The organism is Vibrio sp. 10N.222.52.C3, assembly GCF_041474195.1.
Classification (GTDB): domain Bacteria; phylum Pseudomonadota; class Gammaproteobacteria; order Enterobacterales; family Vibrionaceae; genus Vibrio; species Vibrio crassostreae_C.
Window position 1 is genome coordinate 1 of sequence record NZ_JBFRTQ010000183.1, and the last position, 12965, is coordinate 12965.

The following is a 12965-nucleotide window of genomic DNA, read 5'->3' on the forward strand; positions in this document are numbered from 1 at the left end:
GTGCAGATGAATGGATTCAATTAAATGCCTATGTGAAACCACTTTTTCATAACAGTTTTTCGGCTCACCAAGTTCAATTCGTTCTAATAATCGGTAACCTTTTTCCATATAACACTCTAAGAAAAAAAGCAGCCAGTGAACCTGGCCGCTTATTTATTTCCAAACTTATTATTGGTCTAGCTTACCAACCAAAGATAAGTCAAAGCTCGCGCCCATGTACTTGAAGTGAGGACGAACAGACATTGATACTTTATACCAACCTGGGTCACCCTCAACGTCAGACACTTCGACTTTAGCCGCTCGTAACGGTCGACGACCACGAACTTCTGCTGGGGGGTTTTCTTGGTCAGATACGTATTGACGAATCCATTTATTAAGCTCAACTTCCAAATCGGTACGCTCTTTCCAAGAACCAATTTGCTCACGTTGAAGCACCTTAATGTAATGAGCTAAGCGGTTGATAATGAACATGTAAGGTAGCTGAGTACCCAACTTGTAGTTCATCTCAGCTTGCTTGCCTTCAGGTGTATTCGCAAACACTTTTGGTTTTTGAACTGAGTTTGCCGAGAAGAACGCTGCGTTATCAGAACCTTTACGCATTGTTAAAGCCATAAAGCCTTCTTCTGCAAGTTCATACTCACGGCGGTCAGAAACCAGAATTTCGGTTGGGATCTTAGTTTCGATCTGACCCATCGCTTCAAAGTTATAAACCGGTAAGTCGGTTACCGCACCACCACTTTGCGGGCCAATAATGTTTGGACACCAGCGATATTTTGCAAACGACTCACTGATCTTTGAAGCCATAGCATAAGCTGAGTTACCCCAAAGGTAATTGTCATGGCTGTCCGTAACCATTTCATCGTAATCAAACGCCTTAATTGGGTTGTCTTCAACTGAGTATGGCGTACGCAGCATAAAACGTGATGTACACAGCCCAAAATAACGTGCGTCTTCGTGCTCGCGGAATCCGCGCCACTTAGTATACTGAGGACCTTCAAATACCGACTTTAAGTCTTTTAAGTTTGGTAATTCTTCATAAGAATCTAAACCAAAGAATTGAGAAGATGCAGAAGTAATAAATGGTGCATGAGACATAGCACCTACATTACCCATATATTCCATTAGTTTAATATCAGGCGAAGACGCAGATAGTTGGTAATCACAAATAACGGCACCTACAGGCTTACCACCAAATTGACCGTATTCACGAGTATAAATCTGCTTATATAAACCTGATTTCACTACTTCAGGAGCATCTTCAAAATCATCCAGAACTTCGTCTTTCTTAGCCGAAATAAGTTCGATTTGAATGTTTTCACGGAAGTCCGTGTGATCAACAAGATATTTAAGACCACGCCATGTTGATTCAATCGCTTGAACTTCTTCGTTGTGAAGAATTGCATCAACCTGTTTAGACAACTTTTGATCAATCTCAGAGATCATCAAATCAACTAAAGACTGGTCTACTTTTTCTACTGTTGAGCTGCTTAATAACTCACCAATGAATGCTTCAACGCCACGCTTTGCAACGTCAAAACCTTCATCACTAGGTTTAAGGCGAGTCTCATTTAAAATGCTATCCAGAAGAGAGCCCGACTCAACTAGAGCTGCTTCTTGTTCTGGTGCTTGTGCTTCTGCCGACATGATCTTCCTTACTCTGCTTTTTCGCCTTGGTCTGCACCAATGCTTAGTTCATCCAAAAGTTTCTTTCTTGCTTCTTCATCTTGAAGAACTGCTGCAATCTTCTTACGGAACGCAGGTACATTCCCTAGAGGGCCTTTCAATGCAACCAAGGCTTCGCGAAGTTCTAGTAAACCATTCAGTTCAGGAACGCTCTTCGCAATCGACTCTGGAGTAAAGTCCTTCATATTTTTGAATGTAATATCAACGCCAATTTGCGCACCTTCTTCATCAGAAAGACGGTTTTCAACATTTGCTTTGATATTCGGAGCGTAACCTTCTAATACTTCGTTAAAGTTATCTTTATCGATATTAATCGGATTACGCTCTTCGATCGGAGTTTCATCTGCACGAGCAGTGAAGTCACCGACAACCATCATACTTAGGGGCAGTTCAACATCATCAGACGCATCGCCTGTTGCTGGAACATAACGTATATTAATTCGCTCTTTCGGAGCCACCGAGCCATCACGTGACATAATTAGTCCTTTCTAGTTTATTGCTGGTCATAAATTGTTTCCCATTCGCTATATCTCACAGGTAAAAAATCCTTAGTTCGATATAGTTCCTTTAGAGTTTTTTGAATTAGATTTTCTAAAGAAAAAAACAAATGGGGTTCCCAAATTGATAGATTTAGTTCCTTAGCCACCGCCCAACTTTGTTCCAAGTAAGGCAAGCACAAAGGGTATAAACCAACACTTTGGTAGGCTTTCACTAACTTTAAGTGCAACATGAATTGTCCACGACCGGAGTTATCCAACTCGAGTTTGTTTGACAGTTCAGCCACATATTTACCCAAGTCACCTAGGGCAATATCCTCCATCTCAGATAGATCATCTTCAGCTACAACAATAGTTTGAATTATTGACGACTTACCCGAAGGACAAGCGTTACCTGTAGACAACCAAGTAATCGTTGCTTCATCCGCAAATGGAATAGAATTTTTGAAAGAGAGGTTCTCAATTCCCTCAAAAGAATCGACAAATCTCTTTGTTTCTTGCTTTACAGCCAACGCAGCTTCGTCATACCCAAGATTGTCTAACATTGAATAAACGAAATAATGCCCAGTCAGCCAAAATGGCGCATCAGTAAGTGTTCGCTCTAAACGCTTGATCGTATCGATATCACTTTCTTGATTTGCTTTATCTCGATATTCCGCCTGCTGGTCTGATGACACAGCGAGGCTAAGAGGCGTTAGATTGTCTTTGTGATCAGGTAAACCATCAACGTCGGCCCATGTCAGGTGACGGTAAATCCGATATCCTAAAGGTTCAGTCGGATTTGAATGCACCATGATCTCAGACACTTTTTTTAACGTACGCTTTGATGCAGCCGGAGATGAAAAATCTGTGTCAACGTCTACAGTGCTGTGCTCTCGAGGTTTACTTCGTTTCTGATTAGGCGTGGTGTGCGTCTTCGGACTGTCAGCTTCGTGGCTTTGTGGAACGATCGCTTTCTCGGACAGTGCAACAACATCAATGAGCGGTTCGGAATCAGCCAAACTGTGTTCAACCAACGTTTCTTCATTTAAAGATGCGTTCTGCATTAGTTGATTCAAATGACTTTTTAATTCGAAAAAGTCTACATCAGAGTCTTGAAATATCTCGTCAAACTGACGCTGGATACCTTCAGTTAGTGTGATACATCGAGATAGAACTTCCCAGTCAAGGGATTCTGCAGACAATTTAGTCGCGACGAGTTTGAATTGATGATTGAGCCACTCAACAGCCCCATCTCTACCTCTTTTACGTTTAGGGTATAACTCATGACCAAAACGACTGATTGAGTCATTGAGCAAAGATAATCCTTCCTCAAGCCCTATCTCGCCTTTGTCCTCTACCAAAGAACGGATCAGATAACAAAGCGCTTTAAGATCCTTACTATGCTGACTTAGCACTTCAATCGAATGGACTTTTACTATATGCCAGTCAACAGTCTCACCAAATAATGAACCAAATTTTTTCACTTCGGCTTCCATCATTTCATAGCAAAACTCGTACCTAGCATCCTCACCAGTTGGTGAGTGTTCAGATATTGGTGCTAATAGCGTTTCAGTATCGATCAGACTCAAGTTAACCTCTGCTTTCAGAATTGTAATTTCTAATTGCTCGCTCGATTGCTGTAGCACCTCGCGCTGGTTTAGATAGTTGATGACTTTTGTCTATAGAATCACTTGCCATACTATTAAGAATTTCCGTTATTTCGCTGAATTTCTTAGGGGCATTAGTCTCTAGATCAGCTAACGAGTCGTGAAGTTTCTGTCGGCCAAATACTGATTGTTCAGTTACAGTACTGAACAAGATAAATTCGCTTCTTGCTACTTTTAGAGCTCTTACTTTAGCTTTCAATTTTGGCGTGTTACCAAAAAATGATTGCGCAGCTTCTGCCTCAAGAATTGCTTTGGTGTAATAATGCTGCTTTGCATTTTTCTCTATCGAGGCATCTATTCCGCTGAGCACTTTTCGCGGTAATACATGACTATAAAAGTAGGCTCTTGACTGGTTTACTTTCCAAGCAGTTTCAATATCACTGTCTGCAACATCTGATTTCCCATCTAAGATGAGTTCGACTAAACGCTGTTCTTGATTCCCACCAAAGGCGGCAATATTTTGTGAATTGATGGTCGCCTTATTCAGACTTGCCATCGTTTCCGTCAGCGCTTTATCTGCATAAGGAAATAGAGAGCCGTCACTGTTCAGTTTTTCTCGCAAAACAACGAGATCATGCCGGATCGACATCAGAGTTTTAGGAAGTAGATCGACCGCCCCTTCATATTCATTCAAGTCCGATTCATAGTTTTTATACAACTTAGCTAATTTGCTCTGTTGGACTTCATAAGCTTCTCGGTAAGGAGCTGTCGAGACGACATCTTTTTCCATATCTTGTAACGCGAATTCAATATCCCATGGAGACTGTGCTAAAAAAGACGCGGTTTGTGCAGGTTTAATAGTGCTCACAAGGCTACTCGAACTGTTGGTCGATTTAACAATCGATTTCCATTCAGGCTGACCTTGGTTATATAAATATGTACCAGTGATAATCACGACACACAGAACCAAACTCGCTTCTAAGTATCGAAGCCGACCACTTTGAATTCTGTCAATAGTTCGATGTTTGGTTAGAACGAGATCAGCATTCCGTAAACTACTAAATAAGGGAGCACTTACATCAGCACCAAATTTTTGGGTATCGATCTTGGCTAGTTGCTGCGCAAACGAAGTCGCTGTATACCTGTGCTGTCGAGGGTTGTTGACAACATCTTTAATTAACTTCCATACATGGTTAGGGATTAAACCTGGTCGTTTTTTTGCTTGTAATTGAGTTGTCCAAGCATCGCCAAATGCAGCTCCAAGAAATAGATGCCCAGTTAATAACGCCAATGAATAGACGTCATCTTGAGGTTGAGCCACGCCAGACTTTATAAACGCAGGAGACGCATAGCTCATGCTTGCTTCAGCGTAAGTATTAGATTCACCAACATAACGAGCAGCACCAAAGTCGATCAACTTTACATAATCGGACTCTGTAACAATAATGTTTGAAGGTTTAATATCTAAATGGCAGACACCTCTCGTGTGCATAAACTCAAGCGCACCAGACAATTGATATATCAGCCACGCAATATGGTCATGCCTAAAACCTTTAGGAGTATGACGAGCCATTTTTTCAGCCAAAGATTCGCCCTGAATCCACTGATACATAAAGTATGGTCGATCGAACTCTTTGCCTATTTTAATGAAATCAGCAACACTCGGATGTTGAGACATCTCAAGACGACTGGCTTCATTAATGATTAATTCATTCGCAAGTTCAGATGAACCTTCATTTAGAACCTTACAGCAAACCTGTTTTTCAGGGTTCCCTTTCTTGGCCAGGTGATAAACAGTCGTTTTGCCATTTTTTGAAGGTAATGTATCTAACACGTCAAATTGGGAGAAAATCACATACTCTAGCTTGGGCTTATTTTTATTAGCCATATTCTGAGCTTGCTGATTTTTCTTTTCGATCGCTTTCACAACCAACTTATCTAGATAACCTTTGGCTGTCCCTTGCTTTTCTGGCACGCTAAACTCTTTATCAAACGAAATAAATTAATGCTAGATAATAATTACTGTCCAATACCCTTTTCAATAGCAGTATTTAAAACCATCGGTAAGACTATTAATTCAGTTATTATTACTAAACAACCGAACATTACGACAAACGCTTTAACTAACTATTTTTGGCTAAAAATTAGGGTACTTATCCACGTAAATAACGAACTAAACATACATTGTTAACTGAGTCACATTTTTAGTTCATTCTAATAAAAACGAATTGTTCGTTTATCTGAGTAATGCTCAGAAATAATATTGATTATCTCTATAATTGGAATAGGTGTTTGGGAAGTGGATTCACCAAATAGGAATTAGGAATAGTTCGATATCAAGTGAGTATGGTAAAGCACTGAAATACTGCTCACTTATCATAAAACCATCAAGCCCCGCTCCTAAGCTTGAGTTCGTCATTGGAATGTACAACGCTATACTTAATTACGATGATAAAAATACACATCAGTTTCATCAAGGTGTTACAAATTTAGAAATAGAGGTGTTACAAATTTAGAAATAGAGCGGTGCAGCAACTAAAGCGGCTTGATGAATAAGGTGGATCTAAATAAACGCTAAGACTAACTTTGTCTACTGAATCGCCTTTCAGATAATTGTCGTGTGATAATGATTATAATATAAGCGTTTCGTATCACGGCTATGCAGTCAGGTCTGTTTCATACAAGTGAGTTGGAGCAACGCCCTTTCTCCTTTAACATCAAACATTAACAGGGTTACAGGGCTATTATGCGTTACCTCTTGGATAGTGCAGGCCATTAATGCCAATGCAGAACAACTACCCAATGTACCCCATAAATCATTAATTAAAGTGGGCTGCTGTGGGTTATCAAAACATTCGGCGCGTGCACCTAACGCGAACCCATAATCTTCAGTATGAGACCTCAGATTAGTCATATCAGAGAATACAGGCCCAAAACTCTTGATATTGCGACTCGCATTCCTGACGAGCTTCATTACTGACCTTCGCGTTGTATTTGCAGGTTCTACTTCGAAATAACCTAACTTTGCTTTGGGTTTAAGCTTTAACGTTTGCACCAAGTTATTCCGACATAACAGTAAACCCGCCCCGCCCTCACTCGGTATTATGCCCCATGGATTAGTTGAACTCATGACATCTCCAGCTTCGATTAAGTCACTGAGATCATCAACAAGTGAATCTACTGAGATACTCATTATTGCATCGAATTGGTTCAACTTAGCCAATGATGTGGTCAAGTATGATGGTCCACTTTGTTGAACCACTTCATAACGTGATATTGAATCACAATGCTTACATTCACTTAACCACTGACTCATCTCCACAGCAGAAATAGAGCCCGGTACATTGACGAGTAACGGAATAGGCTTTAATGATGTAGGTAACTGCTTTAAAAGAGAGTCGATCAAGCTCTCAATAAGCACCGAACACTTGTCAAACAATGATGTACTGGAAATGTATTCAATACTAGCGTACGTGAATCTTTCTATCCCATCACCGGCCACTTGCTGATCGAACCTTCCCAAATCCGCTTTGGCAACTGTTGTGGCAATATCAAGATTCATGCCCGTTGGTGTCATGGCTTCCATACCAATAACGAATCGTGCTGAATTGTTATTCATTATCCGACAACTCCTGTTTTTTATGGATCTTCGTTGACACTAAAAGATGCTCCTCGCCTTGACATGGAAAGGCAGCGCTGTAACTGATTGAAAGTATGCGAGCCTCTGTATCAATGAAAACCGTAGAAATAGGCATATCTACTTGATAGTTGGCATTTTTAAATTGAGCTTCTGCTACATACATCTCTTTGGGGAAACGGAAAGAGAGTGCATCATTATGGCAAAAGCCACTCATCATCAATCGTTCACCGCCAGATATGAAGCCTTTGCATTGTTGGTCTAGTGGCGCACTCTGATAAAAACGCTGGTCAAAGTCTACGGGATAAAGAGGTTTCCTATTCTCTAGCCAATCGTCATCAAAAGTGCCAGCATATTGCTGACGAGCCCCAAAAAATGGGGCTAACGGGCCAAATCCAGCAACCCGTGTATTCTTGGGTGTCGCACTCCAATCTTCCGTAGGATAAAAAACCGAAGGAACCTTCTGTTTCAATAGTTCCCCTTTAGTATCAGCAATACCTCCGCCGAGCCGGTTTCTTAAATCGCCTCCGATAGCACAGGAGAAGTCGATCTCTTTTTCCACAAATGGGAGTGGTTTACTTAGCGTTACGCTACCTCCGTGCTCAATCCATTGCCTATCACCAAGTACCGATATGGTTTTGTCGATATGGCCATCAATCAAAAGCCGACACTCATGGTACGTAACTGCCTTTTTCGCGTAGCTTCGGGCCTTACCGAAAATCAGTACATCTGTGTTGGTTTTAACAACTGAGAACTCTTGGTCAGCTTTCATCGCGGAAAGCCCTGCTTCACCCAGGTAGACAGGATCGTCATAGATCTCTGCCTCTTCTTGCTCCTTCCAAACAGAACCTACGAGTTGCCATGAACGTTTTCCAACGACAATCCACACCTCATTGCCATTATGATCCCGTTGAAAACGGCCTTTGATTGAAAGTTCTGGATGGTTCTCAATATCCCACAACTGCATTATTATTCCTTAGATTAAACCTTTCTGAGGCTGTTGAATTCTGGGTTAGTCGCGTGATATTCCACTCTTGTTGATGAACTGGCATAGCCATATCCCAAGGGATGTATGAGCGAGTATGGAGGCAAACCTGACGCCAAATCCAAACCCTAAAAGCAGCACTGACTTGAGTATCGAACATGGCTTGGATACTGGTTTCTAGAGTCAAAGTTTGTCCCAATCGACCCGGTGACGCTTGTCTGTAGGCGCCAATTTCGACCCATTCTTTTAGCTTTTCGAGTATTTCGTGCCACTCAAAGTCTATCCCCAAATTTTTTGGTGTCACTGGTAAACGTTTCCCATAGACAATGTAAAGCGCTTGGATCCAATCCTCACCTTCGAACTCGTCAAGGCTTGATACTAATTCAACTATTTTCGGAACATGTTCATTCAGACCGTGTAATACAAAATCGAACGGAGCCTGTACACTACTCAGATTAAAGCTCTCAAACTCTTTGAGCTCCAAAAGTTTGGCAAAAGTGACCACTTCGGGATCAGATACACTATCGATTGAGGTACCAAATTCCTGACGAAACCATGTCCCTCTATCCTCTTTCGTAAGTAATCGCTCAAACAGGTTCTGACTGCCATTTGAGTTTTCAGCTAACCAGACAACGCTTTCTGCATCGTTTTGTAACGATAAAAATAAATGTGTTTTATGCTCAGAAAACCGCTTGTCTTTAAGCCAACGTTTTAGCAGACCAACTGTGACAGTTTGGCGTAACTGTAGGCACTCCAAGTAAAGCACGGGCAGTTTACAACCACCTTCAACCATTTCGATTACCACAGAGTCGATACCTGATAATGATGACTGAACAACTAGCAATTTTGCGGTTTGGTAATCCAAATCATCAAGTATCGATAAACCACAAAGTAGGTTTTCTTGCTCTTGTCCAATCTCAGAATTCAACATGAGCCAAGCATAAATGGTTGGTTCGCTCTGCTTTAATTGATGAATCAATCCCGGAGCCAATCGATAGAAAGACAAATAAACATTTTTTAGGTCTTCAATCTGACGCTCAGCCAGCGCTAAATACTCCAGTTTAACGCTTGGGTATCCCCTTTTATGTACTTGTAAGCGTTGCTTTAACAAGAAACCAAGTGTCTCCGAAGCCAGTGACAGCTTTTCATTACACATATCCAGCCATTTGATAGGAAGCTCGTCCAATAAAGTGAGCGTACTTTCCGCATTAGTGATGGCGAGTTCCAAGTCTTCATTAGTAATCGGCTGGTTTAGTTGATCTATACCTATTTTTTGACGCATCCGTGAATCCAATCTAGTAACACGATCAATTGATCGCTATGGTGCCGCCTTGAATTTTTTGAGCCTTCTCAGCTTGAGAAGTCACATATTTGGCTTTGGTGGTAATTCGGCCATCACGGCCGCTGTAACGAGTCTCTGTTTCGCCACTTCTCACAATTAACTCTTGTTCCGTTTCAATAACCATTTTCTTGGCTCTCAGTACAAACTCATCCGAGTCATCAACAATGGAGAAAAAGATATCTGTGACTAAAGGAAGGTTAAAGTCGTTATTAAGAAACTCGATACGACATGAAAGGTTGTTATCAATAGCAAGTTGCAACTCAGCTAATTTAAACCCTCTCCCCAACCTCGCATTAATTGGCTGCTGCAACGGGTTTCCTTCGAAATCGACGCGAACACCACTCTTAGTTTCGTTAATCGATACAATTGTTCCAAAACGCGAAAAGCAAGCCGTTGATTCGGCTTGCTGTTCGGTGATGGTTTGTATAATTGGGGTTTGTTTTTCCATCATTAATTGATCGCCACGTTTCCACCTTTGATTACAACTTTATCGCTTCCTTCGATGGTTATTGAGGAACCTGATAACTTGATAGAACCGTCACTATTCATCACTAATGAAGACCCACCCGTCTTCAGTACTATCTTGTCACCGCTTATGACCTGCGTCGCGCCATCGGCTTTGTATGAAGTGTTTCCTTTAACAGAGACCGTTAAGTTGCCACCAACCGTCTGGTTATCATCGGCCCCTATATCAGAACTTTTTGATGCACCTACCGTTAAATTACTGTTTTCACCAACATCCAAATCATCATTCTTACCAATCTTGGTAATTTGATTGTCTCCAATTTCTAAGTCAGAGTTGTTCTTAACATATTGAGTTTCATTAGCGTTGTAAGTAACGGATACATCTTGTTCGACAGTTTCAGTAAACGTGCTGTTAACTTGGGTGGCCTTGTGTCCGTCAATGGTCTCTTTGTGATCACCGTGAACATCATTTGTCTGATGGCGTGCAACCTTTAAAAACTCATCTTGGCCTATGTCGCGGTAGCGGTTATTCAAAACCTTAGTCGACATGTCCTTTTGCGCATGAATGTAGACTTCTTCTTGGTTAGCTTCGTCTTCAAAGCTCAACTCGTTATAGCCTGTCCCTTTATGCGTTTGAGTTCTGAAAGTTGTACGCGTTTTGTTCTCTGGTAACGAATAAGGAGGATAATGAAGTCCGTTATAAACTGCACCAGTAACTAAAGGCCTATCAGGGTCTCCCTCTAGGAAGGTAACAACCACCTCATGACCGATGCGAGGTAGGTATACCGCCCCCCAAGTCGGTGCTGCCATTGATTGACTCACTCGAATCCAACAACTGGAATGCTCATCGCTCTCGCCATAACGGTCCCAATGGAACTGAACTTTGATTCGTCCAAGCTTATCAGTATAGATTTCTTCGCCTGCAGGCCCCACAACGACCGCTGTTTGTGTACCTTCAACCAAAGGAGCCTCAAGTTTTGGAGCTCTAAACTCAACATTCCTAGGAATGCACGCAAACTGATTGTGATATGTAGTTGGCAGACCATTAGTTTCATCTTCATGAACCTGAGGGTCATGGCCACTATGCATTACCGATAACATGAGATAATCACGGTTGATTGCTGAACGTGGATGCTCACTGATACTAAAACTGTATCCAGACGCCAGCCTCATGACATTACTGGTCGCCTCCACTTGCTGATTATCAACAACATATTCAGACATCCATTCATTTGATCTTACTTGACCCATCATTGGATCAACGTAACGCCCTGGGAAATCGAACAATTTAAGGTCTAAATCGAGTTCGCCGGAGCTGCTCATTTCCTGAGGGATCTTCGGAAACTCGTAGTTATAGTCAGTGTAAGTAACGTGGCCGGTTTTCACTCGATTCACAAGTTCAAGATCAGAGATATGCTCGCGATCTGCAACACCACCACCATCAGCATGATAAACAATAGGACCCAAATAAGACCCGTTAAGTGGTGAGCTCAATAACTCAGCTATTGCATCATTACTGTCGACAATAACCATTGTGTGGTTAGCTTCTGTATGTTCGAAGTAGTACCACATGCCGTGTTCTGCCAGAATTCTCTGAACAAATTCAAGGTCAGTCTCTCGATATTGCAACACGTATTCTTTTGAAGGGTATACACCAGATAGTTCTAATCGATAATCGGTCACTAACGCATCATCTAAAACTTCAGAAATGATCGCTGACGCTGATTTTTGTTGAAAAATACGGCAGTCTTGTCTTTGGCTCAAAAACCAAACTTGTGGAACAAGAGTCAATTGGTAACGAGAGAAACTCCTGCCCGATCCAAGGTAACGCACCTCATTAACCACGCCGTGAAAGCATCTCGCAGAACTGACACCTTGGCCGTATAGAGTCAAACTACCTGGTTTACGGATGAGTGCGTCAAATGAGATATCAGGATCAAGTGAAAGTAATGATAGGCTGATTTGAAAAGGCCTTGAAAGCTCTTCGATTACCTGAAAGCTCTCCACACGAAAATCATGCGAGGAGCCTTGCAGTTCAAACTTAAATTCTACGTCATTCACCATATCTTTTACCTGATACTAATAATAGAAATAGGGCCAACAGTAGTTGTTGACCCTTTGTTTTTCACGAAAAGCGATTAAGCTTCGCGTGGAGCACGCCAGTCATCATTACCAGCAGTACCACAGTTTTCGTGAGTAACTTCGATTGCACGGTAAGTCAGCTTAAGTACTTCTTCAGTTACACGATCTGAAGTTGCAGCGTCTTGACAGTGATTCATACGAGTTTGAATATCTACAAGTAGTGCATCAATTAACTTGATTGAGTAGTAGTGCTCTTGCTTACCTTGTACTGAAGTACGGTAAAAACGGATTACACACTCAGGAAGCTTTTCGCCAGACACTAATGCGTTGAATAACAGAGGTGAACAACGGTCTTGTACTTTAGTTACTACTACAGGGCGGTGAACACGTTGACCTGTTGGTTGGCCACTTTGTGGGTCACGTGGAACTGTTAGTACGTGATCAAGTTCTTGAACTAGGAACTCATCAACGTGAGCTTCTTGCCAAGTGTTACCTACAGAATCTGCAGAGTAAGTATCTTTAGTAATGTGACCTTGAGTTTCACCATTGATAGACATATATGCTGGAGTTGGCATCGATATTTCCTTTTTAAAATTTATAATTCATTAATTCACCAAATCGCTTATCACCGCGACTGATTAAGCTAATACAAACATCATGCCAACTTTATAAAACCAATAAATAC

General features: G+C 41.6%; 10 protein-coding genes and 1 pseudogene. All 11 read right to left on the minus strand.

Annotation, left to right across the window (positions count from 1 at the left end; genetic code table 11):
* Window positions 1–108, minus strand: a pseudogene (locus tag AB4517_RS21545) (type VI secretion system baseplate subunit TssE); the annotation flags it as partial.
* 60 nt (window positions 109–168) lie between these two features.
* Window positions 169–1644, minus strand: a complete 1476-nt coding sequence (gene tssC, locus AB4517_RS21550) for a type VI secretion system contractile sheath large subunit (protein ID WP_372149905.1) — start codon at window positions 1642–1644, stop codon at window positions 169–171.
* 8 nt (window positions 1645–1652) lie between these two features.
* Complete coding sequence (gene tssB, locus AB4517_RS21555) at window positions 1653–2159, minus strand: type VI secretion system contractile sheath small subunit (RefSeq protein ID WP_017064520.1); 507 nt, start codon at window positions 2157–2159, stop codon at window positions 1653–1655.
* Between the two features lie 17 nt (window positions 2160–2176).
* Window positions 2177–3751 (minus strand): type VI secretion system protein TssA, encoded by a 1575-nt coding sequence (tssA, locus tag AB4517_RS21560; protein WP_029235906.1) that lies wholly within the window; start codon window positions 3749–3751, stop codon window positions 2177–2179.
* 1 nt (window position 3752) lies between these two features.
* Window positions 3753–5744, minus strand: a complete 1992-nt coding sequence (locus AB4517_RS21565) for a serine/threonine protein kinase (protein ID WP_372149907.1) — start codon at window positions 5742–5744, stop codon at window positions 3753–3755.
* A 690-nt stretch (window positions 5745–6434) separates the two neighbouring features.
* Complete coding sequence (locus AB4517_RS21570; protein ID WP_102361670.1) at window positions 6435–7388, minus strand: hypothetical protein; 954 nt, start codon at window positions 7386–7388, stop codon at window positions 6435–6437.
* Window positions 7381–8373 carry a DUF2169 domain-containing protein gene (locus AB4517_RS21575; RefSeq protein ID WP_099167566.1) on the minus strand — a complete coding sequence of 331 codons (993 nt, stop codon included), beginning with the start codon at window positions 8371–8373 and terminating at the stop codon, window positions 7381–7383. Before AB4517_RS21575 ends, AB4517_RS21570 begins: the two co-directional genes overlap by 8 nt.
* Window positions 8354–9673, minus strand: coding sequence for a hypothetical protein (locus AB4517_RS21580; RefSeq protein ID WP_372101379.1), 1320 nt, complete (start codon window positions 9671–9673; stop codon window positions 8354–8356). Before AB4517_RS21580 ends, AB4517_RS21575 begins: the two co-directional genes overlap by 20 nt.
* Window positions 9674–9698: 25 nt before the next feature.
* Window positions 9699–10184 (minus strand): hypothetical protein, encoded by a 486-nt coding sequence (locus AB4517_RS21585; RefSeq protein WP_102333578.1) that lies wholly within the window; start codon window positions 10182–10184, stop codon window positions 9699–9701.
* Window positions 10184–12262 carry a type VI secretion system tip protein TssI/VgrG gene (tssI, locus tag AB4517_RS21590; protein ID WP_372149909.1) on the minus strand — a complete coding sequence of 693 codons (2079 nt, stop codon included), beginning with the start codon at window positions 12260–12262 and terminating at the stop codon, window positions 10184–10186. The genes AB4517_RS21585 and tssI overlap by 1 nt, the downstream gene beginning before the upstream one ends.
* Before the next feature lie 74 nt (window positions 12263–12336).
* A complete protein-coding gene (locus tag AB4517_RS21595; protein WP_012600867.1) occupies window positions 12337–12855 on the minus strand; it encodes an Hcp family type VI secretion system effector in 519 nt (172 codons plus the stop codon).
* Between the last annotated feature and the right edge of the window lie 110 nt (window positions 12856–12965).